Here is a 25029-nt window from a genome sequence, read left to right on the forward strand (position 1 = left end):
AAGCGGTGTCGCCGACGGTCTCCCGTCCGCGGCCGCGTGCCCGAGGGCCCGTCGTCACACCGCGTCGGTGCGCGCGCCGAGCCAGGGCGCGAGGACGTCGGTGCGGCCGAGCCAGCGCAGGCCGCCGTCGGCGAGCTCGTCGGGCGTCGCGAGCACGTCGCGGAACGCGTCGAGGAGCCGGCGGCGACCGCCGTCGCCCTCCTCGCCGTCCGCGTCCGTCGCCCCGACGATGACGACCCGCGTGTGCGGGTCGACCGGTCGACCCTCGGCGGTCGTCGCGTCGTCCCACGTGCCGAGCGTGCCGATGCAGAGCTGACCGCCCGCTCCGTCCCACGCGCACAGCGAGTCCGGGCGGTTGGCGACGTGGAACACCCCGCGCGACCGGACCCGGCCGGTGCCGAGGTCCTCGATGCGGCGCAGCAGGCGCTCGGGATCGAAGGGCCGGGCAGACCACAGCTCGATCGTCCAGCTCCGGTCGTCGGCCGGCTTCTCGTGCCGGGGCAGCGGGCCCCGCACGCCGAGCGGGTGGGCGCGGCGCTCGCCGGCGGCAGGGTCGTGGGTGTGCCGCGCGAGGTCGTCGGCCGCGAGCGCGTGGAGCCCGTCGACGCGCCGGGAGCCGGCGCCGCGGAGCCGGTCGACGAGCCCGGAGCCGGTGGCCGCGGCCGCGAGGTCCCCGGTCGTCACGACGAGGTCGGCGTGCTCGAGCTGGGCGGCCAGGACCTCGCCGACCGCGCGCTGGTCGTCCTCGGTGAGCCCGACGCCGCGCTCGGTGACGAGGTCGTCGTCGAGCAGGTCGTGCTCGAGCGTGTCGACGTCGGCGACGGCGAGCACGGTCGCGAGGCGGAGGCGCTCGAGCTCGTTGCCGGGCGTGGCCTGCGCGGCGAGAGCCCGGACGACGGGCAGCGACTCGGCGGCGACGGGCAGCGCGAGGACCACGTGGTCCCACCGGCCGTCGGCGGCGAGCCGCCGCAGCGTGGGGACGGCGTCCTCGCGCACCGCGCACGACAGGCACGCGTGCTCGAGCGGGACCACCTCGTCCTCGACGACCCCGGTCGCATCGACGACGACCCGGCGCAGCGCGCCTTCGCTCGCCCGGATGTCGTGCCGGAGCGCGACGACGCGCGGCGCCCCGACGACGAGCCCGAACACCGCGCTGTCGCGCAGCACGGGGTCGATCGTCGCGAGGACGCTCAGCGCGACGCGCAGGTCCCCGGCGTCGGACAGGTCGTGCGCGTCGTCGGGCGAGGCCCCCGACGGGGAGGGTGACGAGAAGGGCATGAAGCGCTCCTATCCGTGGTCTGGGGCGTCCCGCGCGACCTCGCGGTCGGCACCGGGAACAACCTGCTCCTGAGAACTGTTCTCGACAGCGGGTCAGCATAGCGTCTTGACGGGAATGATTCTCACTATCTAGTGTCGTCTCCCGTCGCCCCACCCGACCCCGAGAGGAACTGCCATGTCCGCCGTCTGCCAGGTGCTCGGCACCGCTCCCGGGTTCGGCCACGCGATCTCGCACTCCCACGTGCGGACCAAGCGTCGCTTCGACCCGAACATCCAGAAGAAGCGCTACTGGGTGCCGTCGCTGGGTCGCCACGTGACCCTGCGCGTCAGCGCCCGGGGCATCAAGACCATCGACCGACAGGGGATCGACGCCGTCGTGGCGCGGATCCTCGCCCGAGGGGAGAAGCTCTGATGGCTACCCGCACCGACCTCCGTCCCGTGATCAAGCTCCGGTCCACCGCCGGCACCGGGTTCACCTACGTGACCCGCAAGAACCGCCGCAACGACCCCGACCGCATGGTCCTGCGCAAGTTCGACCCCGTCGTCCGCCGCCACGTCGACTTCCGCGAGGAGCGCTGATGGCGAAGCGGTCCAAGCTCGCGCGCAACGACCAGCGCGTCGAGGTCGTCGCCCGCCACGCCGAGCGCCGCGCGGAGCTCAAGCGCGTCGTCGCATCGCCGTCGTCCTCGTCCGAGGAGAGGGCGGCCGCGGTGCGCGAGCTCCAGCGCCAGCCCCGCGACGCGAGCGCCACGCGGGTGCGGAACCGCGACGTCGTCGACGGCCGCCCGCGCGGCTACCTGAGGAAGTTCGGGCTCTCCCGCGTCCGCCTGCGCCAGCAGGCGCACCGCGGCGAGCTGCCCGGAGTCACGAAGTCGAGCTGGTGACCGCCGCCGCCTCGAGCGGCGGCCGGCCCCGGCCTGTCACTGGCCCAGCAAGGAGACCACTATGAAGAAGGACATCCACCCCGTCTACGGGCCCGTCGTCTACCGCGACAAGTCCGCCGACTTCTCGTTCCTGACCCGCTCGACCCTCGCGGGCGACCACCCGCAGGGCCCGGGCGTCCCGCGCGAGACCGTGACGTGGACGGACGGGAACACCTACCCGGTCGTCGACGTCGAGATCTCGAGCGCGAGCCACCCGTTCTACACGGGCACGCAGCGCGTCGTGGACACCGCCGGCCGCGTCGAGAAGTTCCGCCAGCGCTACGGCGTCCGCGGCGTCCAGGGCGGGGGAGCGCGATGAAGGTCCGCGCCTCGCTCCGCTCGCTCAAGGACAAGCCCGGGGCGAAGGTCGTGCGCCGGCACGGCAAGACCTTCGTCCTCAACAAGGCCAACCCGCGCTGGAAGGCCCGTCAGGGCTGACCCGCGCACCACCACCACCGGAGAGGAGCGGCCGCCCGGACCCCGGGCGGCCGACCACGCATGCACCACACCGCACCCGACCCGACCGACGCCCACGCCGATCCCGCCGGGGCGAGTCCCCACTCCGGTGACGCCCTTCCCGGGGCGCGGGCCCGACGGCGCCCGCTCGCCCTCGCGCTCGGCCTCGCCCTCCCGCTCACGCTCGTCGCGGCGTGCGCGCAGGGGGCGGGCTCCGAGGGCGAGCAGGGCGACGCGACCGAGCCCGCGCCGTCGGCCACCTCCGACGTGAGCGAGGCGGCCGCGCTCACGCCGCGCCTCGCGATCACGTACGACGGCGGCATCCAGGTTCTCGACGCGACGACGCTCGAGGTCGTCGACGACCTCGAGCTCGCCGGCTTCAACCGCCTCAACCCCGCGGGCGACGGGCGCCACCTGCTGGTCTCCACGTCCGGCGGGTTCCAGGTGCTCGACGCCGGCACGTGGGCCGAGCCGCACGGCGACCACGACCACTACTACACCGCGGACCCGATCCTCACGGACGTGACCTACGCGGCGGAGAAGCCGGGCCACGTCGTCGTGCACGAGGGGCGCACGGCGCTCTTCGACGACGGCACGGGCGAGATCACCGTGATCGACTCCGCCGCGGTGGCCGACCCGCACGGCCTCGACGACGCGCGCACCCTGACGACCCCCGAGGCGCACCACGGCGTCGCGGTCGAGCTGTCCGACGGCTCGCTCGTCGTCTCCGAGGGCACCGAGGACGCCCGCACGGGGGTCCGCCTGCTCGACGCCGCGGGCGCCGAGGTCGCGACGACCGACCAGTGCCCCGGCGTGCACGGCGAGGCCGTCGCCGCGGGCGAGGCCGTCGTCATCGGCTGCGAGGACGGCGCGGTCGTCGTCTCAGCCGGCGCGATCAGCAAGGTCGCGGCCCCGGACGCCTACGGGCGTATCGGCAACCAGGCGGGCAGCGAGGCGTCGCCGTTCGTCCTGGGCGACTACAAGTCCGACCCCGACGCCGAGCTGGAGCGGCCGACCCGCGTCTCGCTCATCGACACGCGCGACGCGAGCCTGCGCCTGGTCGACCTGCCCGCGAGCTACACGTTCCGCTCGCTCGGCCGCGGTGACGCGGGCGAGGCGCTCGTGCTCGGCACGGACGGGTCGCTGCACGTCATCGACCCGGAGGCGGGCGCGGTCGTGCGCTCCATCCCGGTCGTCGACGCGTGGGAGGAGCCCGAGGAGTGGCAGGAGCCGCGGCCCGCGCTGCTCGTCCAGGACGGCATCGCGTACGTCACCGACCCGGCCGGCCGCGCGATCCACGCGGTCGACTACGTCGGCGGCGAGGTGTGGAAGAGCGCGGAGCTCGACGTCGTCCCCAACGAGCTCGCCGGCGTCACCGGGAAGCCGGTCGCGGCCGGCGCGCACGACGACCACGAGCACGCCCACGAGGAGGGCGAGCACGCCCACGACGAGCCCGCCGAGGACGGTCACGAGGGCCACGACCACGAGCACGAGGAGGGCTGAGCGCAGACACGCGACGCCCGGAGGCCGCGAGAAGTCGCGCGAAACTCCGCGTGTTCCCTAGTGTTGTCCCCGGTGCACGGCCTCGCGGCTGGCACACTGAGACCGTGACGACGGGTGGTGACCACCGCGCGTCGTGAACCGAAGAAGGGATTCGCATGTCGCTCAACAAGTCCGAGCTCGTCTCGGCCATCGCCAGCAAGGCCGACCTGTCGAAGGCGGACGCCGAGAAGGCTCTCAACGCCTTCCAGGAGGTGCTCGTCGAGTCGCTGGGCAAGGGCGAGGCCGTCAAGGTCACGGGCCTCCTGTCCGTCGAGCGCGTCGAGCGTGCCGCCCGCACGGGCCGCAACCCCCGTACGGGCGAGGAGATCTCGATCCCGGCCGGCTTCGGCGTGAAGATCAGCGCCGGCAGCCTGCTCAAGAAGGCCGTCGCCAAGTGACGTCTCGCTGACCGGCCGCTGCCGGTCCGGTCAGCGCGCACGAAGGCCCGGAACCCCGCGAGGGGCTCCGGGCCTTCGTCGTGCGCGGCGTCGCTCGCGGTCAGGCGTGCACGACGTTCGCGAGGATGCCGTGCTGGGTCAGGCGCGTGCCGATCGCCTGGTCGACCTCGGAGAACGCCTTGTTCGAGCGCGCGACGCCGACCGCGCCGGCCATGGCGCCGTGCCCGGTCGGGCGGTCGATGCGCGCGACGAGCTGGTCGCCGTGGAGCATGAAGTCGACCGTGAACACGAGGTGCTGCGCCTTGCCGGCGAACGCGCCGAGCCAGAACGTCTTCTGCTTGCTCCCGCGCTCGGCGGCCCACTGGCCCGTCGGGCGCGTCGTGACGGTGAAGCCCTGCTCCTGGAGCGCGGCGTGCAGGTGCTGCTTGGCGACCTCGGGGTCTCCGGACAGGAAGTAGTCGACCGTGGCCATGATGGCTCCTCGTTGCGTTCGGTGGCGTGCTGTGACGGGGGTGTGACCGCTGTGTCGCCGCCGGACGGGCGGACGGCCCTCGGGATGCTACCGCCGTCCGGAGCCGCCCCACCGACCGTCTTGAGAATCGTTCTCATGAGTCGCTAGGCTGGGCGCACCACCCACCGGAAGGACGTCCCATGGCCGTGCCCAAGCGCAAGCTCTCCCGCTCCAACACCCGTGCCCGCCGCTCGCAGTGGAAGGCACAGGTGCCCGAGCTCGTGACCGTCTCCGTCGACGGGCGCGAGGTCACCCTCCCGCGCCGGCTCGTCGCGGGCGTGCGCCGCGGCTACGTGACGCCGCCCGAGTGACCCCTGGTCGCCGGCCACCGCAATGCGGTGGTCGGCGCGCGGGTCGGTCGGTATCGTCGCTCGCGGTGGCTGCGAGGCGTGACGACCCTCGGCCGGTGGCGACACCGGCGGCGGCTCCCCGCGCGTGACGGCGTACCGACGAGAGGTCGACGAGACGTCGACGAAGGTGTGGTGGCACCGCGACCTAGCCCCCGCCCGCACCTCCAGGGCCAGCCCTTCCCTGGAGGAGTCATGAGACCACCCGCCCCGTCCGCCCCCGCTCGCACCCTGGCCGCCGACGTCGCCGCCGCACCACCCGGACGCGTGGTGACCCTGAGCGGGCACGTGCACCGTCGCCGCGAGCTGGCGACGGTGTCCTTCCTGGTCCTGCGCGACCGCACGGGACTCGCCCAGGTCGTCCTGCGTCCGCACGAGGTGCCCGCGGAGGGACTGCCGCCGGAGGAGACCGCCGTCCAGGTCACGGGCACGGCCACCGCGAACGCGCAGGCACCGGGCGGCGTCGAGATCACCGCGCCGACGATCTCGCTGCTCGGCGCGCCCGCGACCCGCCCGCCGGTCGAGCTGTGGCGCCCCGACCTCGACGTCGCGCTGCCCACGCTCCTGGACCACGCTGCCGTGACGTGGCGGCACCCGGCCCGGCGGGCCCGCTGGGAGCTCGCTGCCGCGAGTCTGCGCGGGTTCCGTGCCACGCTCGACGCCGCGGGCTTCACCGAGATCCAGACCCCCAAGCTCGTCGCGTCCGCCACCGAGTCCGGCGCGAGCGTGTTCCCCGTCGACTACTTCGGTCGCACCGCCTACCTCGCCCAGAGCCCGCAGTTCTTCAAGCAGCAGCTGGTCGGCGTGTTCGAGCGCGTGTACGAGGTCGGGCCGGTCTTCCGGGCGGAGCCCCACGACACGGCACGCCACCTCGCGCAGTACGTCTCCCTGGACGTCGAGCTCGGCTTCGTGCACGACCACCGGGACGTCCTGGCGGTGCTGCGCGACGTGCTCGCCGGCATGGTCGGGGCGCTCCGGGACGGGGCGGGCGACGCCGTCGAGCGGCTCGGGCCGGCGCTGCCGGTCGTGCCGTCCGAGATCCCCGTGATCCACTTCCGTGACGCGCTCGCCCTCGTGGGTGCGGCGGACGACGAGGCGGACCTCGCCCCCGAGCACGAGCGGGCACTCGGCGAGTGGGCGAGGTCGACCCACGGCTCCGACTTCCTCGCGGTCGAGGGCTACCCGATGCGGAAGCGGCCCTTCTACACGCACCCGCAACCCGACGACCCCCGCTGGAGCAACAGCTTCGACCTGCTCTTCCGCGGCCTGGAGCTGGTGACGGGCGGGCAGCGGCTGCACCGCTACCAGGACTACGTCACCGCGCTGGAGGCGCGGGGCGAGACGGCAGAGCCGTACGAGACCTACCTCGAGGCGTTCGCCCACGGGATGCCCCCGCACGGCGGCTTCGCCATCGGCCTCGAGCGCTGGGTCGCCCGCCTCGTGGAGGCGCCCAACGTCCGTGAGGTCGCGCTCTTCCCGCGGGACCTCCACCGCCTCACCCCGTAACTGCCCGACGGCGCGTGCCACCACGCGCCGTCGGCCCGCCGTGGCAGCATCCTCGGGTGAGCGAGCCGAGCCCCGACCTGACGTCCGGCCCCGTCCCCGGCCGCCGGGAGCGCCGCGCGCAGCCCGGGCGGTCGCGCGCCGACCTGCCCGGGCACGGCCACACGCACGGCCCGGCGGCCCCGGCGACGCGGCGCGTGCGCCTCACGCTCGCGGCGCTCCTCGTCCCCGCCCTGCTCGCGACGCTCGCCGGGCTGGTCGCGCTGTGGCCGGCGTCGGCCGTCGTGCCGGACCGCATCCCCGTCGCGGCCGAGGGGAGCACGGTCCTGCGCGCCACCGTCACCGGGCCGATCGACCCCGAGACGGACGAGGTGCCCGCCCGCCTCGACGCGGGGTCGCGCGCGGGCGGCGAGGACGTGGGCGGCGACGCGATCACGGTCAACGCCCCGCCCGAGTACGTCGCCTACGGGTTCGACGAGGGCGACCGGCTCCGCGTCCTCTACATCGCCGAGGCGGCCGGGGCGGGCGTGAGCCCGTACGTGTTCATGGACTTCGAGCGCGGGTTGCCCATAGGGGTCCTCGCGATCGCGTACGCCGTCGTCGTGCTCGCAGTCGCGCGCTGGCGCGGCCTCGCCGCGCTCGCCGGGCTCGCGGGCGCGTTCGTCGTCATCACGTGGTTCACGCTGCCCGCGCTGCTCACGGGGCAGAACGCGCTGGGCGTCGCGCTCGTGACGTCGTCGCTCGTCATGTTCGTCGTGCTGTACGTCGCGCACGGCTTCACCGCGCGCACGTCGACGGCGCTGCTCGGCACGCTCGTCGGGCTCGCGATCACGGCGCTGCTGGGCTGGTGGGGATCGGGCGCGTCGAACATCACGGGGCTCACCTCGGAGGAGTCCCTGTGGATCCCGCAGTACGCGCCCTCGCTCGACATCCAGGGCGTCGTGCTGTGCGGGATCGTGCTCGCGGGCATGGGCGTGCTCAACGACGTGACCATCACCCAGGCCTCGGCCGTGTGGGAGCTGCGGGCGGTCGCGCCGCTCGCGACCCGGCGCGAGCTGTTCGCGCGCGCGATGCGCATCGGGCGCGACCACATCGCCTCGACCGTCTACACGATCGCGTTCGCCTACGTCGGAGCCGCGCTGCCGCTGCTCATGGCGGTCTACCTGTCCGACCAGAACCTCGCCACGAGCCTCACCTCGGGCGAGATCGCGGAGGAGGTCGTGCGCACGCTCGTCGGCTCGATCGGCCTCGTCCTCGCGATCCCGGTCACGACGGCCATCGCGGCGCTCACCGTGCCCGGCACCGCGTCGGTGGCGTCCGTCCCCGTGGGTAGGGTCGAGGTCCCCGCAGCGTGACGACGGGGCGTCCCCGTCCGTCCGGACGGGACGACCCGAACGACGGGAGGACGACGGTGACGGAGACGACGAGCGGCCGGGGCCGCCGAGGGGCAGCGGTGCTGGGGCCGGGCGGGGTCGGCGGGCTGGTCGGCGCGCTGCTCGCACGGTCCGGGGCCGACGTGACGTTCCTCGCGGGGGAGGCGACGGCGGCGGCGCTGACCGAGCACGGGGTGCACGTGCGCAGCCGCCAGGTGGGCGAGGTCCACGTCCCCGCGCGGGCGGCCACGCGGCTCGACGAGCCGGTCGACGTCGTCCTCGTGGCGGTCAAGCAGACGGCGCTCGACGAGGCGCTCGACCGCGTCCCGCCCGAGGCGCTCGGCGACGGCGTCGTCGTCCCGTTCCTCAACGGCCTCGACCACCTCGACGTGCTGCGCGCGCGGTACGGGACCGAGCGCGTGCTCCCCGCGACGATCCGCGTCGAGTCGACGCGCGTCGCTCCGGGCGAGATCGAGCACACGAGCGCGTTCACCGACGTCGACCTCGCGCCCGGCGGCGTCCCTCCCGAGCGGGTGGAGGCCGTGCGGACGCTCCTGGACGGGGCCGGGATCTCGACCACGGTCCACCCCGACGAGACGGCGCTGATGTGGGCCAAGCTCGGCTTCCTCGCGCCGTTCGCCCTGCTCACGACGACGCACCGCGCCCCGATCGGCGAGGTGCGGACCACGCACCGCGCCGAGCTCGAGGCGCTCGTGCGGGAGGTCGCGGCGGTCGCGGCGGCGAGCGGGGCGCCGTCGGACCCCGCGCGCACGCTCGCGTTCTACGACCGGTTCGCGCGGGAGGCGAAGTCGTCGATGCTGCGCGACGCCGAGGCCGGGCGCCCGCTCGAGGTGGACGCCATCGGCGGCGCGATCGTCCGGGCCGCGGACCGCGCAGGCGTGGACGCGCCGCTCACGCGCGCGCTCGTCGTCGGCCTCGGCGGCTGACGACCGGACGACGCCACGGGACCGCGCCCGCCGGGACCCTTCACCGGACCGCCACGCGACCCCCTGTGGACGCGTCCCCAGGAGCCTCACAGGTTCGCCAGGATGTCCGTCATGAGAGAGCCGTGGGTCGACGTCGCGCTGGCGCGGCTGCCCGAGACGCGTTCCTGCCCCGCGTGCGCCGCGACGCTGCGGTCGTCGCGCTGCGACCGGTGCCTGCTCGACCTCACCGGCCCGCTCGCGTTCGAGGTCGCCGCGGCGTCGAGCGACGCGGCCGACGCGCTCTCGCGCCGCCAGGTCGCGCTCGACGCCCTGCGCGCGAGCCAGCCCGAGGCCGCCGCCTGGGCGGCCCGCGCGGCCGCCGCGACGCCGCCCGGTGCGCGCGCGGTCCCCGCCGCCGGCCCGCCGCGCGCGATGCGCCCGCTCGACGCGACCGGCCGCGGGCAGGCGGGCCCGCGCCCGCCCGCCGTCGCGGGGGCCGGGACCGTGCCCGCGCTCGGGCCACCCCGTCCGGTGCCCGTCCGTCCCTCGACGCCCGGGTCGCCCGGGTCGCCCAGGACGGTCGGGCAGGTCCCGCCGGCACCCGCGGGGTCGCGCGGGGTCGTCGTGCCGGGCGCGGCGCCGTCGCGCTCCGTGGGCCTCCAGCCGGTCCTCGCCGGGGCGGGGGCAGGGCTCCTCGCCGTCGCTGCGGTGGTCTTCGTCTTCTTCACCTTCGCCGACGACCTCGCGCTGCGCGCCCTCGTGACCGGGGTCGTCACGGTGCTCACGGTCGGGGCCGCGGTGCTCCTGCGGTCGCGCGGCCTGCGCTCGTCCGCCGAGGCGGTCGCGGCGCTCGCCGTCGTGCTCGCGGTCGTGGACGTCGAGCTCGCGCTCAGCGCGTGGGGGCTCGACCCGGTGGGCACCGCGGCGGCGCGCGCGTCGCTGCTCGCCGCGGTCGTCGCGGGCCTCGGCGTGGTCGGGGACCGGGCGCGGGTCCGGGCCTGGGTGACGAGCGCCGTCGTGCTCGGGCCGCTCGTCCCGCTCGTCGCGGCGCCCGCCGCGGGGGCGTCCTGGGGCTGGGCGGTCGCCCTCCTCGCGACGGCGTGCCTGACGGCACTCGCGGCGCCCGTGGCGGCGCGCTCCGGTGCGCGGGTCGGCAGCGCCCTGCGGGGCGAGCAGGTGCTGCTCGGCGTCGTGCGCACGGTCGCGGTGCCCCTCGCCGTGGTCGTCGGGCTCACGGTCGCCGCCCCGCCCGGCCTCCCGACCGGCACAGGGGCCGCCCTCGTCGCCACCGGCGCGGCGCTCGCGGCCACGCTCCTGCGCGTCGCGACCCGCGAGCGGCGCTGGTACGCGGTCGGCGGTGCGTCGGCGGTCCTCGGGGGAGCGCTGCTCGGGACCGGGGGTGACGTCGCCTGGCTGGGCCTGGTCCCCGCGCTCGCCGCCGTCACGTGGCTCCTCGTCCTGGTGCTCACCTCGCCGCGCCTCGTGTCCGGGGTGCTCGGCTCCGCGGTCCCCGCCGTCGGCCGGTCGGACGCCCTCCTCGGCGGCGCGGTCGTCGCCCTCGTCGGGGCCGGGCCCGCGCTGGCCGTCGCGGGAGTGCGTGCGGCCGAGGTCCTCGTGACCGGCACCGCCGGGACCGCCGTGACGCTCGACGACGCGCCGCTCGGCGTCGGCGTCCTCTCCGCGGGGCTGTGGGGCGAGGGCGTCCGGGGTGGTACCGCCGGCGCCGCGCTGCTCGACGCGACGATCGTCGGCCTCCTGTCCGCCCTGCTCGTCCTCCTCGTCGCCGCCCGGCTCTCGCTGCGCACGCCGGTTCCCGTGCCCTTCCCCCGCCTCGCCGGTGCGCGACGGCTCGGGGCCGCCCCTGTCGTGCGGACCGGGCGCGCGCTCGGACCGTGGGTGCTGCTCGCGCTCGTCGTCGCGCTCGTGCTGGACCCGCGGCTCGCGGGCGTCACCTCCCTCGCGCTGCTCGCCCTGCTCGCCGCGCTGCTGGTCGTCGCGACCGCCCGCCCCGTCGCGACCGGTGCGCCCGGGAGCGGCACCGCGCCCGGCGCACTCGTCCGGGTGGTCCGGCGCGGGATCGGTCGGGCCCTGCGCCCGGCCTCCCGGCGGCTCCCCGGCCCGCGCACGGCGGTGCGGCGCGGCGTCGTCCCCGTCGGACGGGCCGAGGCGCGCGTCTGGCGCGCGGCCGCCGTCGCGGGCGCGATCGCCGCGGTCGTGCTCCTCGTGGCCGGGTCCTGGGTCACGCGCCCGACCGCGACGGCCGGGGCGGTGGTCGTCGGGGCCCTCCTGCTCGCGGCGCGCGCGGCGGCCCCGCGGGGCCTGCACGCGCCGCTCGTCGGCACCGCGTACGGGTACGTGCTCCTCGTGCTCGGCGTCACCCTCGCGTGGAGCGGTGCCGGGACCGTCGCGGTGCTGTGCGCGGTCTCCGGGGTCGCCTCGCTCGCCGCGCTCGCGGTGACGCTGGTCCCGCGTGTCGACCGTGACTCGTGGTGGGCCGTGCTCGGCGTGACCGCGCTGCCGTTCGGGCTCGGCGTCCTCACGGTCGTCGACGAGCGCAGCTGGTGGTCCGTCGCCGCGTGCGTCGCGATGCTCGCGCTCGAGGTCGTGCTCGTCGGCTCGCGACGCCCCGGGTCGGTCACCGCGCTGCGCGTGCTCGCCGCCGCCCTCGTCCTGCCGACGGCGGCCGTCGCCGTCGTGAGCGCGGGCGCCCTCGTCCTGCCGGGCAGCGGCTCGCCCGTCGTGCTGCCGGTCGTCGCGCTGCTCGTGGCGACGGCGCTCGCCGCGGCCCGCCCGGTCACGGCCCGGATCCACCTGACCGCCGGGCGTGTCGCGGTCGAGGCGAGCGCCGCGCTCACGGGGGCGATCGCCGTCGGGCTCGCGTTCGGGCGTCCTGCGGCCGGTCCCACGGTCGCGGTCGCGGTGCTGCTCCTGCTCGCCATGGGCGCGGGGCTCGCCGCGCGCGACCGCGACCGGCGCGCGGAGTGGTGGCTCGCCGCCGCGCTCGGGACCGCCGCGCTGTGGACGGCCCTCGCGGCCGCGGACGTCGGCCTCGTCGAGGCGTACACCGCGCCGCCGGCGCTCGCGGCTCTCGTCACGGGAGGGCTGCTCGCCCGGCGGTCGCGCCGCTGGTGGGAGCTCGCGAGCGCGGGCCTGGTGCTGCTCGTCGTGCCGTCCGTGCTCGCCCTGGGCGCGGCGCTCGGGGCCGGCGACGTGCGGGCGCCGCTCCTCGTCGCGGCCGGGGCCGCGGCCGTCCTCGCAGCGGTCCTGCTGGGTCGCGGGGCGGGAGAGGGCACGTGGAGCCGCGCTGCGGCCCTGCGGCTCGCGGGCACCGGGGTGCTCGCCGCGACCGGCGGGACCGTCGAGTCGCTCCACGTGGCGCACGCGTCGGGCGGCGGCGCGGTGTTCGCGCTCGGGTTCGCCTGGGCGCTCGCCGCGGGCGGGGTCGCGCTCGGCGCGGGCCTCGTCGGGGCCGGGGTGGCTCCGCGGGGCAGGGGCGCCGCCGTCGCGCGGCGCTGGGCCGTGGCGCCCGCCGCCACCCTCGCGGTGGTGGGGACCGTCGCGAACGTCAGGCCGGTGTGGGGCGTCATCGCGACGGTCTGGCTCGTCGAGGTGGCCCTGCTCGCGCTCCTCGTCGTCGGGGTGCGGCGCGCGGTCCGCGGCCGGCTCGACCTCCCGCCCGCGTGGTTCACGTGGTCGCTTGCGCTCGTCGCCGCGATCGGCGCGTGGTGGCCGCGCGAGCTGCGCGTCGAGGTCTTCTCGCTCCCGCTCGGCGCGGGCCTGCTCGTCGCGGGGTACCTCGCGCTCGCGGCCGGCACGACGGCGGTGCCCGGCACGGCGGGCGGCGACCCCGGTGCCCTGGCCGGCCCGGGGAGCAGCCACGACGTCCCGGCCCCGAGCAGCGCTCCGGAGCGCACGACGCCGACGCTCGCCGGGTGGCCCGTCGGGTTCGCCGGGTCGTGGCGGACGCTCGCCCCGGGCCTCCTCGCGCTGCTCGGCCCGTCGGTCCTCGCGACGTACACCGACGCGCGCACGTGGCGCGCCGTCCTGGTCATCGTGCTCGCGCTGGCCGCGGTGCTCGTCGGGACGCGCACGCACCTCGCGGCGCCGTTCCTGCTCGGCGTCGCGGTGCTGCCGGTCGAGATCCTCGTCGTGTTCGTGTCCCAGCTCGGCACGCGCATCTCCGCGGGGCCGTGGATGCTCACGCTCGCCGCGGCGGGCGGGCTGCTGCTCATCATCGCGACGTACTACGAGCGCCGGATCGCCGCGTACGACGGCGCCGCGGCCTACGTGCGCGACCTCCGCTGACCACAGATCCCTACCGCATGACCTGTTTTCGCGCCGCGTAGCCCATAATGGCCGGGGCCCGTCGACGTCACGACGGGCCCGACGGAAACGTAGGCGCAGGGCGGGACCGCGACGGCACACGGCAGTGTCCGGTCGAAGCGGTCACGCCCAGGGGGCGTAGTCCCTGGAGAACGGCATCGTGATCAGGATCGGCATCGTGGAGGACGACCCCGCGAGCAGCGCGCTGCTCGTGGAGTACCTGCGACGGTACGAGCGCGAGCACGACGAGCAGTTCGCGGTCGCCATGTTCACCGACGGCGAGCAGGTCGTCGCCGGGTACCGGCCCGACTTCGACATCCTGCTCCTCGACGTCGAGATGCCGAACCTCGACGGGTTCAGCGCCGCCCATCGCATCCGGCAGATCGACGCCGACGTCGTGCTGATCTTCATCACCAACATGACGCAGCACGCGATCAAGGGCTACGAGGTCGACGCCCTGAGCTACATGCTCAAGCCGCTGCGGTACTTCGCGTTCTCGCAGGAGCTCAAGCGCTCGGTCGCGCGGCTTCGCCGCCGGTCGGCCGACTACCTGCTGCTCGCCGTCGACGGCGGGCTCGCGCGCGTGGCGACCGACGACATCGTCTTCCTCGAGAGCGCGAAGCACCGCACGACGGTGCACACCGTCGACGGGCGGCACTCCGTGGTCGGGCCGCTCAAGGCGCTCGAGGCGCAGCTCGAGGGCAAGGACTTCTTCCGGAGCAACAGCGGCTACCTCGTGAACCTGCGCCACGTGCTGGCCATCCAGGGCAGCAGCGTGCTCCTGGTCGGCGGGCACGACCTGCTGATCAGCCGGGCCCGCAAGAAGGCGTTCCTCGCGGCGCTGACCGACTACCTCGGGGAGCGGCGCGCATGACCCTGGCGGCCTCGATCCTGGAGACCCTGCCGGACATCCCGCGTGCGCTGACCGGGCTCGCCGAGTGGCTCGCGTGCCTGGTCTACGTGCTCCTGCGGCGACCGCGCCTGCCCCGCCCGCAGCTCGTGCTGCTCGCCGCCGCGGCGCTCGGCGCGCAGGTCGGCGTGCAGGCTCTCGCCGACCTGCTCCCGCGGCAGCTCTGGACCGTGGGCATGGCGGCCGCCGTCGCGTGCATGTACGGGTTCATCGTCGCGGCGGCGCGCGTCTCGGCGCGGGACGCCGGGTACTTCGCGGCCCGCGCGCTCGTGCTCGCCGAGCTCGTGGCGGCGCTGCACTGGCAGGTCCACTGCTTCTTCTTCCTGCCTGAGGGCCGGCCGGGGACGGCGTGGCAGGTCGCGTTCTTCGTCCTCGTCTACGCGGTCGGCTACGGGGTCGCGTACGTCGTCGAGTCGCGGCACTTCCGCCCCGACCAGGAGCTCGACGTCACGGTCGGCGAGCTCGCGTCGGCCGTCGCGATCGCGCTCGTCACGTTCTTCATGAGCAACATCAGCTTCCTCAACGCCAACACCCCGTTCAGCGGGCGCCTCGGCCTGGAGATCTTCTACATCCGCACGCTCGTCGACCTGTGCGGGTTCGTCGCCCTGTACGCGCAGCAGGGCCAGCGGCTCCAGCACCAGGCACGGTCGGAGGTCCGGGCCATCGACGAGATGCTCCGCCGCCAGCACGAGCAGTACCTCCAGTCCAAGCGGAACATGAAGATCGTCCACCGCAAGTACCACGACCTCAAGCACCAGATCGGCGTGATCCGCGCCGAGGTCGACCCGCGACGGCGGGCGTCCTACCTGGACGACCTGGAGGCCAGCATCTCGGGTCACGCCCGGCAGGCGGACACCGGGAACGGGGTGCTCGACGTCATCCTCACGACGAAGAGCCAGGAGTGCGCCGAGCGCGACATCGACCTCACGTGCGTGGTCGACGGCGCCCTGCTCGACTTCATGTCCGCCATGGACGTCGCCGCCGTGTTCGGCAACGCGCTGGACAACGCGATCGACGGCGTCTTGGCCGTGCTCGACCCGGAGCAGCGGATCATCAAGGTCGCCGTCTACGCGCGCGACCGGTTCGTGCTGCTGACGGTGGAGAACTACTTCTCCGGCGAGCTCCACACCGAGGGCGGGGACATCGTGACGCGGCGCTCGGACCGGACCCGGCACGGGTACGGGCTCAAGTCCATCCGGTACACCGCGGAGAAGTACGGCGGCTCCATGACGGTCAACACCGAGGACCGCTGGTTCCTGCTGCGCGTGCTGCTCCCCCTGCCGCAGGACCGGCCGCCCACCGCCGGCGCCCACCGGTCGGCCGCGTCGGCGACGACCACGGCGTAGGTCTTCCGGTCCCGATCCGACGGGACCTCCGGTCCGTGCGCCGTGACCACCTCGTGATCTCGCCGACCGATCGTGCACGCAAAGCGACGGTTCGTGCACCGGGCCGCTCGGGCCGCCCGCTCCGTCCATAGCGTGGCGGCGCGGCTCAGGACCACGACGTCCCGGGCCTCGACGGGTTCGCAGAGCTCGCTCAGCCACGCACGTACCCCGGGTGGGGCGGCGGGGACGGCGCGGTGGCCGACGAGCGCGGAGACGACAAGGGAAGGTCGATGAAGACAACGACAACGGCGGGAACGCTCGACGGCAGGGCGGCGCGCGTCCGGGGAGCGGCGGCGCTCGCGGGCCTGGCCCTCGTGGCCACGGCGGGGTGCACGGCCGGCACCCCGGACGAGGAGAGCGCGGCGGACGCGTTCACCACGCGGGAGGTCACCGACGGGACCACGACCTTCGTGGTCGTCGACAACCCGGGTGACGGCCCCACGCTCTCGTACGGCGCCGACAGCGCCGTCGAGCTGCTGACCGAGGAGGTCGACGGCCAGGAGTACGCGTTCAAGGACATGAACGCGAACGGGTCGCTCGACACCTGGGAGGACTGGCGCGAGACCGCGCAGGACCGCGCCGCGGCGCTGTCCGAGGAGCTGACGATCGAGCAGATCGCCGGCCTCATGCTGTTCAGCTCGCACGAGCGCTCGCAGGCGGACGGCCTGACCGACGCGCAGAAGGAGTACCTGACGGACTCCCACCTGCGCAACGTCCTGCACGCAGGCCCGAGCGACGTCGAGGCGACCGTCACGTGGGCGAACGAGATGCAGGCGTACGCCGAGTCGCTCGCGAGCGCGGACGAGCCGTACGTCCCGGTGAACTTCGCCTCCGACCCGCGCTCGACCGCGGGGTCGGGCGGCTACAACGCCGAGGGCGCGGACATCTCGCGGTGGCCGTCGAACCTGGGTCTCGCCGCGACGTTCGACGTCGAGCACATGGACAACTTCGCCGAGATGTCCTCCGCGGAGTACCGCGCGCTCGGCATCACGACGGCCCTCAGCCCGCAGATCGACCTCGCGACCGAGCCCCGCTGGCTGCGCGTCGGCGGCACGTTCGGCGAGGACGTCGACCAGAACACCGAGCTCGCCGCCGCCTACGTCGACGGCTACCAGAGCACGACCGGCCAGGAGGGCTGGGGCCCCGAGTCGGTCAACGCGATGATCAAGCACTGGGCGGGCGACGGGCCCGGCGAGGGTGGCCGTGAGGCCCACACCGACGCCGGCAAGTACGGCGTGTACCCGGGCGGCAACTTCGACGCGCACACCGAGGCGTTCCTCGGGTCGCTCGACTCCGCGGCCGTCATGTCCGCGTACTCGATCGCGCTCGACGGCGCGGGCGAGCCGCTGTTCGGCGAGCGCGTCGGCACGGCGTACGACGACACGCGCATGAACCTGCTGCGCGAGGAGAACGGCTACCAGGGCGTCGTCGTGACCGACTGGGGCGTGACGACCGGGGTGAACGACGAGGGCGCGGTCATCGCGACCGGCTGGGGCGCCGAGGACCTCACCAAGGAGCAGCGCCACTACGAGATCCTCAAGACCGGCCACGACATGTTCGGCGGCAACAACGACGTCGCGCCGGTCCTCGCCGCCCACGAGCTGTGGCAGGCCGACTTCGAGGCTGGCACGAACGACGTCGACGCCGACACGCGCTTCCGCGAGTCCGGCGCGCGCATCCTCACGATGTTCTTCAACCCGGGCCTGTACGAGAACGCGTACCTGGACCTCGACGAGTCCACGGAGATCCTCGCGAGCGACGACAAGGTCGACGCGGGCTACGCGGCGCAGCTCGACTCCGTGGTCCTGCTCAAGAACGACGGCGAGACCGTCACCGCCGCGGACGCCGAGGCGTGGAAGGACAAGACCGTCTACATCCCACGCAACTTCAACACCGGCTTCGCGAGCTCGTTCGGGCCGGGGGAGTACACCGAGGGCGCCGGGATCGACCTCGAGGTGGCGGAGCAGTACTTCGGCACGGTCGTCACGGACGAGGCCGTCATGGACGCGGACGACAAGGTCACGAGCTACACCGCTCCCGACCTGTCCGACGTGGACCTCGTGCTCGTGGGCATGGACAGCCCGGACAACGGCGGCACCTTCTCGAACATCGGGCACGACGTCGAGAACGACACCTGGTACCCGCTGTCGCTGCAGTACCGCCCGTACACCGCGGACGGCGCGAACGTGCGCCAGACGTCGATCTCGGGTGACCTGCTCGCGGACGGCACGCGGCAGAACCGCTCGTACTTCGGCAACACGTCGAAGATCGCGAACGAGTCGGACCTCGACGCGTTCGAGCGTGCCGTGGCGGCCGTCGAGGCGTCCGGCAAGGACATCCCGGTCGTCACCGTCCTCAAGGCGACCAACCCGATCGTGCCGGCCGAGTTCGAGGCCGCGTCCGACGCGATCGTCGTCGGCTTCGGCACGAGCGACCAGGCGCTCCTCGAGGTCGTGCTCGGCCTCCACGAGCCCCAGGGCCGCCTGCCCGTCCAGTTCCCGAAGGACATGGACACGGTCGAGGCGCAGCAGGAGGACGTCGCGAAGGACATGACGCCCTACACCGACGCCGCGGGCAACGCCTACGACTACGGCTTCGGCCTGAGCTACGGCGGACCGATCACGGACTGACGGACCGCACGGGCGGGCGGTCGCACGAGCGGCCGCCCGCCCGGGGCAGACGGCGCCCGCCCGGCGCCGCGCGCCCCGACCAGGCCGCGGGGTGGGCCCGCGGCGCGAACGAACCAAGGAGCAGGACAGTGAAGCGGAACAAGGCGTTGACCACGGGGATCGGGCTGCTCGTCGCCGTCACGGGGGCCTTCGGGCTGACGGCGTGCGGGAGCGGGGACGACTCCGCGGCCGGGTCGTCGTCGTCCGAGAGCCAGTCGACCGACGTCGACGTGGCGACCGACCTCGAGAACGCGCGCACGGCGGTCGCCGACGCGCTGGCGGAGGACGACAGCTGGGCGCAGATCATGCTCGCCAGCGACGTCAAGGAGCCGACCGTGAAGTACGGCCTCCTCGTGGTGCCCTTCGTCCCCTCGGACGCCGCCTCGCGCGTCCAGGGCACGGTCGACATCAAGGACGGCGAGTACACGATCGAGGCCGACTCCGCCGCGACCGGCGAGACGTGGCAGATCGACCAGGACGGCACCATCACCCCGGCCGGGGAGTAGCCACCCGTGCCTCGCCCGTCCGGCGCGCCGACCGGCCGGACCGCCGGACGGACGAGGCACCATCCCGCGCACCGGTCGGGCACGGCGACGACTGTCCGTGCCGCAGAAACGACCGATCGTGCAGCCGCGGCGGGCGGCGCCGTACCCCGCTCCTAGCCTGAGGAACGGGCCCGCACTCGAGGAGGAATGCAGTGAACGCCAGGGCGAAGAACGCCGACGGTGGCAGGACGCCGATGTCGAACAAGAAGTTCCTGTGGATCTGGGTACCGGTGCTCGCGACGGTGACCGTGCTCGTCGTCGTCGCGAACGTCGCGCTCAACGTGGCGGGCGGGTGGGTCGCGTCCCAGCTCGGGTCCGGCACCTACACGTTCACCAACTCCGAGGAGTCCTCGGGCTGGGACACCGCGTACTACACGGCGGAGCACGACAGCCAGGAGTCGGTCGACGAGGCCGCCAAGGCGCTCGTCGAGGAGATCGCGGCCGGAGGCATCGTCCTCGCGAAGAACGAGGCCGGCGCGCTGCCCCTCGCCGCGGACGCCCGCGTGACCATGCTCGGTCGCGCGTCCGCCGACCCGGTGTTCGGCGGCTCGGGCTCCGGCTCGGTCGACACGAACTCCGCGGTGACCGTCCGCGGCGGCCTCGAGAACGCGGGCCTCACGGTCAACGGTGACGTCTACGCCACGATCGAGGCGTTCGCGGCCGAGAACCCGCGGGGCCACATCGAGATGGACAACCCCGACGCGTCGAGCTACACGATCGGCGAGCTGCCCGTCGGCGACTACGAGTCGCAGTCCGGGACGTTCGCCGAGTTCGGCGACGCCGCGATCGTCACGATCGGCCGCCCCGGCGGCGAGGGCGGCGACCTCACGCGCGACATGACGGGCTGGGACGACGACGCCGAGCCCGGGCAGCACCAGCTCGAGCTCAACAAGGACGAGAAGGACCTGATCGCGCTCGCGAAGGCGAGCTTCGACACGGTCGTCGTGGTCGTCAACGCGTCCACGACCCTCGAGCTCGGCGAGCTCCAGGCCGACCCCGACGTCGACGCGATCCTGCTCGCCGGCTCGCCCGGCGCGACGGGCTTCAACGCCCTGGGCACGATCCTCACGGGCGAGGTCAACCCGTCCGGCCGCACGACCGACGTCTGGGCCGCGGACTTCACCGCCGACCCGACGTTCGCGAACTTCGGCAGCTTCTTCTACTCGAACATCGAGGCCTCCTACCCGGTCTCGGCGGTCGAGAAGGCGACGTCCAACGCGACCGTCACCAGCAACGCCCCGTTCGTCGACTACACCGAGGGCATCTACGTCGGGTACCGGTACTACGAGACCGCCGCGGCCGAAGGCTTCGTCGACTACGACGACGCCGTCGTGTACCCGTTCGGGTACGGCCTGAGCTACACCGACTTCGCCTGGGCGATCACGGGCACGGAGGCGGGCGACGTCGACGGGACCGTCGCGGTCACGGTCGAGGTCACCAACACCGGCGCCGTCGCGGGCCGCGACGTCGTCGAGCTCTACTACACCGCTCCCTACACGCCCGGCGGCATCGAGAAGTCCGAGGTCGTCCTGGGCGACTTCGCCAAGACCGGTGTGATCGAGCCCGGCGCGAGCGAGACCGTGACGCTGGAGCTCGCGGTCGAGGACATGGCGTCCTACGACCACCTGGGCGAGAAGGCGTACGTCCTCGAGGCGGGCGACTACACGATCAGCCTGCGCACCGACTCCCACACCGTCGCGGCGGGCACGGAGCCGATCACCTACCCGGTCGCGTCCGACGTCGTGTACGCGGGCGAGAACCACCGCGCGACGGACCTCGCCGAGGTGACCAACCGGTTCGACGACGTCTCGGCGCGCTTCAGCGCCGACGGCGGCGCCGGCACCGTCGTCCCGATGTCCCGCGCCGACTTCGCGGGCACGTTTCCGCAGGCCCCGACGGCCGAGCAGTCCGTCGCCGACGGGGCCACCCAGGAGGGCTTCGCCGCCTGGGACCACGACGCCGAGGCCGCCGCGTTCGACGGCGAGATGCCGACGACGGGCGAGCGCTCCGACCTGACGCTCGTCGACCTGCGCGGCCTGCCCAAGGACGACCCGCAGTGGGACGAGCTGCTCGACTCCCTGACGGTCGGCGACATGACGGACATGCTCCTCAACGGCGCCTACCAGACGGCCGCGATCGCCTCGATCGCCAAGCCGCAGACGGTCGAGCCGGACGGCCCGGCGGGCTTCTCGTCCTTCATCAACTCGTCGATCAACGGTGTCGCCTACCCGTCCGAGGTCCTCATCGCGCAGACGTGGGACGTCGACCTCGGCACCGCGATGGGCACGATGATCGGCGAGGAGGCGCTCCAGAAGGGCCTCAACGGCTGGTACGCGCCGGCGGTGAACCTGCACCGCTCGCCGTTCGGCGGCCGCAACTTCGAGTACTACTCGGAGGACCCGCTCCTCTCGGGCCGGATGGCCGCCGCCGTGTCGAACGGCGCCGCGAGCAAGGGCGTCTACACGATGCTCAAGCACTTCGCGCTCAACGAGCAGGAGACGAACCGCGTCGACAACGGCCCCGCGACCTGGGCGACGGAGCAGACGATCCGTGAGATCTACCTCAAGCCGTTCGAGCTCGCGATCAAGGACGTCTCCCTGGACGTCCGGTACATCGCGGACGACGAGGGCACGATCGAGGAGACGACGGTCGGGGCGCTCGGCATCATGAGCTCGTTCAACCGGATCGGCGCGACGTGGACGGGCGGCTCGAAGCCGCTCATGACGGACGTCCTGCGCGGGGAGTGGGGCTTCGAGGGCTTCGCGATCACGGACTTCAACCTGTACCCGTACATGAACCCCAACGAAGGCATCGACGGGGGGACGGACCTGACGCTCACCTTCCAGCCGTCGAAGTCGTTCGGTGACACGACGTCCGCGAAGGCGGTCACGGACATCCGGAACGCGACCCACAACATCCTGTTCACGGTGGCCAACTCGAACGCCATGAACGGGCTCGCCCCGGGAGCGACCGTCACCTACACGCCGCCCACCTGGGTGTACGTCCAGATCGGCGTGTCGGTCCTCCTCGGGCTGCTGGTCCTGGTCGGCACCTTCCTCGTGGTCCGGCGGGTCCGCCGGCACCGGGGAGCGACCGACGCGGCCCCCGCGCCCACCTCCGAGCCGGCGGTCCCCGCCGCCCGGTAGCCGGTGGCCACCGGGCCTCCCGGGCGGGCGACCGCCCGGGAGACCCGGCACCCGGCGCCGTCGGGCCGGTGGCGCCCACCACCGCCGGCCCGACGCCGGGACCCCGGACCGCCGTCCGGCACCGGGTCCCCGGAACCGCACGTCCAGACCCGCACGACCCGAGCCGCGTCGTCGCAGGCACGCCGCCGACGGCCGGACCCGGCATGCCCGGAGACCGCTCGGGCACCCACCCCGCACGACCCACGACCACGCAAGGAGAGCACCGTGCAGCTCCACGGCGAGACCACCGCCGCGGCCGGCGAGACGGCCTCGGAACCGGGCACGACGACCCCGACGACCGGCGTCGTCCCGACCGCGAGCCTGACCCTCCTGGAGAAGGCCGCGCTCCTGACGGGGAAGTCCGTGTGGGAGACGCACGACGTCCCGCGCCTCGGCGTCCGCTCGCTCTGGCTGGCCGACGGTCCGCACGGCGTCCGCAAGCAGCTCGGCGCCGCCGACCACCTCGGCATCGCGGCCTCGCAGGAGGCCACGTGCTTCCCGACGGCCGCCGCGGTGGCGAACACGTGGGACGTCGACCTGGCCGAGCGCGTGGGCGCCGCGCTCGGCGCCGAGGCGGCCGCGCAGGACGTGGACGTGCTGCTCGGCCCGGGCCTCAACATCAAGCGCTCGCCGCTCGGCGGGCGCAACTTCGAGTACTTCTCCGAGGACCCGCTGCTCGCGGGCCGGATGGCCGCCGGGTACGTGCGCGGGATCCAGTCCCGCGGCGTCGCGGCGTGCCCCAAGCACTTCGCGGTGAACTCCCAGGAGCTGCGCCGCATGGTCTCGGACTCCGTGGTCGACGAGCGGACGCTCCGGGAGGTCTACCTCACGGCGTTCGGGATCGTCGTCGCGGAGGGCCGGCCCCGGACGGTCATGTCCTCCTACAACCTCGTCAACGGCGTCTACGCCCACGAGGACCCGTTCCTCCTCACGCAGGTGCTGCGCCGGGAGTGGGGCTTCGACGGCGCGGTCGTCTCCGACTGGGGCGGGTCGAACGACGTCGTCGCCGCCGCCGCGGCGGGCGGGACGCTCGAGATGCCGGCGGCCGGGCTCGACTCGGCGCGCCAGCTCGTGGACGCGGTGCGGTCGGGCCGCCTCGACGAGGCGGACCTCGACGCGCGCGCGGACGAGGTCCTGCGCCTCGTCGCCGACGCCCGCGAGCCGGGCACCGCCCCGGCGGTCGACGTCGACGCGCACCACGCGCTCGCCCGCGAGGTCGCGGCCCGCTCCGCGGTGCTGCTCAAGAACGACGACGCGATCCTGCCGCTCGCCGCCGGGACGCGCGTGGCGGTCGTCGGCGACTTCGCGCGCACCCCGCGCTACCAGGGCTCCGGCTCGTCCGCGGTGAACCCGCCCCGCCTCGACAGCGTGCTCGACGTGATCGGCGGCTCGGGCCTCGACCTGACGACGTTCGCGCCGGGCTTCCACCGCGACGGCACGCCCGACGCGGCACTGCGTGACGAGGCGGTCGCGGCGGCGCAGGGCGCGGACGTCGTGCTGCTCTTCCTCGGTCTCGACGAGATCGCGGAGTCAGAGGGGCTCGACCGCTCGACGCTCGCGCTGCACCGGGCGCAGGTCGAGGTGCTCCAGGCCGTGGCCGCGGCGAACCCCGCCACGGTCGTGGTGCTGGCCGGCGGCGGGGCGATCTCCACCCCGTGGCTCGGCTCGGCCCGGGCTCTCGTGCACGGCTACCTCTCCGGGCAGGCCGGTGCCGGCGGGATCCTCGACGTGCTCACGGGCGTCGTCAACCCCTCGGGCCGGCTCGCGGAGACGCTGCCCGTGCGGCTCGCGGACACCCCGACCGCAGGGTCGTTCCCCGCGACCGGGCGCACCGCGGTCTACCGCGAGGGCCTGTACGTCGGCTACCGGTACTACACGAGCGCCGACGTCCCCGTGGCGTTCCCGTTCGGGTTCGGTCTGTCGTACACGACGTTCGCGCACTCCGGCCTCGTGGTCGACGCGGGACCCACGACGGACTCGGCGACGGGCTCGGCGACGGTCACGGTGACCGTGACGAACACCGGGCCGGCCGCCGGGGCCGACGTCGTGCAGGTCTACGCGAGCCGCGAGACGCCGGGGGTCCACCGCCCGGTCCGGACGCTCGCCGGGTTCGTGCGCGTCGAGCTCGAGCCGGGCGAGTCGCGCACGGTGACCGTCCCGCTGGGCGACGCGGCGTTCCGGCACTGGGACGTGGCGACCGGTGCGTGGCAGGTCGAGCAGGGCGCGTGGTCGGTGCTGGTCGGCTCCCACGTGGACGACCTGCCGCTCGGCGCGACGATCGAGCTCGCCGGCACCGTGCCGCCCCGCACCGAGGACGACCTGCCGGAGCCGTACCGCACCGGCCGCGTCCACGACGTGTCGGACGCCCAGTTCGCGGCGCTCCTGGGCCGTCCCGTCCCGGCGGCGGCGTGGTCGGGTCCGCTCGGCGTGAACGACCCGCTGTCGCGCCTGGCGGACGCGCGCTCGCCGCTGGCCCGCCTCGCGTTCCGGATCCTGTCCTGGCGGCGCGACGCCGCGGACCGCAAGGGGACGCCGGACCTCAACATCCTGTTCCTGCTCAACATGCCGTTCCGGGCCATCGGGAAGATGACCGGCGGCCTGGTCGACGCCGCGATGGTCGACGGCATCGTCCACATCGTCAACGGCCATTTCTTCCGCGGCACCGGCGCCGTCCTGCGCGGGTTCGTCCGCAACCGCCGTGCCGACCGTCGTACCGCCCGCACCCTCCGCGGCGACGCCTGACCTGCTCGAAGGG

Annotated in this window: 20 protein-coding genes; 18 read left to right on the forward strand and 2 right to left on the reverse strand. The window is 74.4% G+C overall.

Annotation, left to right across the window (positions count from 1 at the left end; genetic code table 11):
- Positions 1-54: 54 nt before the first annotated feature.
- Positions 55-1278, reverse strand: coding sequence for a CobW family GTP-binding protein (locus tag ACN9MS_RS01535; protein WP_426310414.1), 1224 nt, complete (start codon positions 1276-1278; stop codon positions 55-57).
- Between the two features lie 175 nt (positions 1279-1453).
- On the opposite strand from ACN9MS_RS01535, the gene rpmB reads away from it, so the two are divergent.
- The 7 genes from rpmB (at position 1454) to ACN9MS_RS01570 (ending at position 4597) form a co-directional block, all read left to right on the forward strand.
- Positions 1454-1690 carry a 50S ribosomal protein L28 gene (gene rpmB, locus ACN9MS_RS01540; protein ID WP_021483267.1) on the forward strand — a complete coding sequence of 79 codons (237 nt, stop codon included), beginning with the start codon at positions 1454-1456 and terminating at the stop codon, positions 1688-1690.
- Entirely contained in the window at positions 1690-1857 is a 168-nt protein-coding gene (rpmG, locus tag ACN9MS_RS01545; RefSeq protein WP_021483268.1) for a 50S ribosomal protein L33, read from the forward strand. Before rpmB ends, rpmG begins: the two co-directional genes overlap by 1 nt.
- Positions 1857-2162 carry a 30S ribosomal protein S14 gene (gene rpsN / locus ACN9MS_RS01550; protein ID WP_426310415.1) on the forward strand — a complete coding sequence of 102 codons (306 nt, stop codon included), beginning with the start codon at positions 1857-1859 and terminating at the stop codon, positions 2160-2162. Before rpmG ends, rpsN begins: the two co-directional genes overlap by 1 nt.
- 61 nt (positions 2163-2223) lie before the next feature.
- Entirely contained in the window at positions 2224-2520 is a 297-nt protein-coding gene (locus tag ACN9MS_RS01555) for a type B 50S ribosomal protein L31 (RefSeq protein ID WP_426310416.1), read from the forward strand.
- Positions 2517-2639, forward strand: a complete 123-nt coding sequence (gene ykgO, locus ACN9MS_RS01560) for a type B 50S ribosomal protein L36 (protein WP_021483271.1) — start codon at positions 2517-2519, stop codon at positions 2637-2639. Before ACN9MS_RS01555 ends, ykgO begins: the two co-directional genes overlap by 4 nt.
- 60 nt (positions 2640-2699) lie before the next feature.
- Complete coding sequence (gene aztD / locus ACN9MS_RS01565; RefSeq protein ID WP_426310417.1) at positions 2700-4160, forward strand: zinc metallochaperone AztD; 1461 nt, start codon at positions 2700-2702, stop codon at positions 4158-4160.
- A gap of 155 nt (positions 4161-4315) precedes the next feature.
- Positions 4316-4597 (forward strand): HU family DNA-binding protein, encoded by a 282-nt coding sequence (locus tag ACN9MS_RS01570; RefSeq protein WP_047231792.1) that lies wholly within the window; start codon positions 4316-4318, stop codon positions 4595-4597.
- A 100-nt stretch (positions 4598-4697) separates the two neighbouring features.
- Here ACN9MS_RS01570 and ACN9MS_RS01575 read toward each other — a convergent pair whose 3' ends face one another.
- Positions 4698-5069: a hypothetical protein gene (locus tag ACN9MS_RS01575; protein ID WP_426310418.1), complete on the reverse strand. Its 372-nt coding sequence runs from the start codon at positions 5067-5069 to the stop codon at positions 4698-4700.
- Between the two features lie 179 nt (positions 5070-5248).
- Here ACN9MS_RS01575 and rpmF point away from each other — a divergent pair, with 179 nt between their 5' ends.
- From rpmF to ACN9MS_RS01630, 11 genes are all read left to right on the forward strand, one after another.
- Entirely contained in the window at positions 5249-5419 is a 171-nt protein-coding gene (gene rpmF, locus ACN9MS_RS01580; RefSeq protein ID WP_426310419.1) for a 50S ribosomal protein L32, read from the forward strand.
- A 231-nt stretch (positions 5420-5650) separates the two neighbouring features.
- Positions 5651-6961, forward strand: coding sequence for an aspartate--tRNA(Asn) ligase (gene aspS / locus ACN9MS_RS01585; RefSeq protein ID WP_426310420.1), 1311 nt, complete (start codon positions 5651-5653; stop codon positions 6959-6961).
- Between the two features lie 56 nt (positions 6962-7017).
- Positions 7018-8313, forward strand: coding sequence for a YibE/F family protein (locus ACN9MS_RS01590; protein WP_426310421.1), 1296 nt, complete (start codon positions 7018-7020; stop codon positions 8311-8313).
- 56 nt (positions 8314-8369) lie between these two features.
- A complete protein-coding gene (locus ACN9MS_RS01595; RefSeq protein ID WP_426310422.1) occupies positions 8370-9278 on the forward strand; it encodes a ketopantoate reductase family protein in 909 nt (302 codons plus the stop codon).
- 111 nt (positions 9279-9389) lie between these two features.
- On the forward strand, positions 9390-13562 hold the full coding sequence (locus ACN9MS_RS01600) for an SCO7613 C-terminal domain-containing membrane protein (protein ID WP_426310423.1): 4173 nt from the start codon (positions 9390-9392) through the stop codon (positions 13560-13562).
- Positions 13563-13740: 178 nt separating this feature from the next.
- The gene (locus tag ACN9MS_RS01605) at positions 13741-14454 is read left to right on the forward strand and encodes a LytR/AlgR family response regulator transcription factor (RefSeq protein ID WP_378231782.1); all 714 of its coding nucleotides are present in this window, start codon (positions 13741-13743) and stop codon (positions 14452-14454) included.
- Entirely contained in the window at positions 14451-15836 is a 1386-nt protein-coding gene (locus ACN9MS_RS01610; protein ID WP_426310424.1) for an ATP-binding protein, read from the forward strand. The genes ACN9MS_RS01605 and ACN9MS_RS01610 overlap by 4 nt, the downstream gene beginning before the upstream one ends.
- Before the next feature lie 269 nt (positions 15837-16105).
- Positions 16106-18505, forward strand: coding sequence for a glycoside hydrolase family 3 N-terminal domain-containing protein (locus ACN9MS_RS01615; protein ID WP_426310425.1), 2400 nt, complete (start codon positions 16106-16108; stop codon positions 18503-18505).
- A 128-nt stretch (positions 18506-18633) separates the two neighbouring features.
- Positions 18634-19050, forward strand: coding sequence for a hypothetical protein (locus tag ACN9MS_RS01620; RefSeq protein ID WP_047231800.1), 417 nt, complete (start codon positions 18634-18636; stop codon positions 19048-19050).
- A 191-nt stretch (positions 19051-19241) separates the two neighbouring features.
- On the forward strand, positions 19242-22235 hold the full coding sequence (locus tag ACN9MS_RS01625) for a glycoside hydrolase family 3 C-terminal domain-containing protein (RefSeq protein WP_426310426.1): 2994 nt from the start codon (positions 19242-19244) through the stop codon (positions 22233-22235).
- 264 nt (positions 22236-22499) lie between these two features.
- Positions 22500-25016, forward strand: coding sequence for a glycoside hydrolase family 3 C-terminal domain-containing protein (locus ACN9MS_RS01630; protein WP_426310427.1), 2517 nt, complete (start codon positions 22500-22502; stop codon positions 25014-25016).
- Positions 25017-25029: the final 13 nt, after the last annotated feature.

The organism is Cellulosimicrobium sp. E-16 (genome assembly GCF_049913115.1).
In the GTDB taxonomy this organism is placed as follows: domain Bacteria; phylum Actinomycetota; class Actinomycetes; order Actinomycetales; family Cellulomonadaceae; genus Cellulosimicrobium.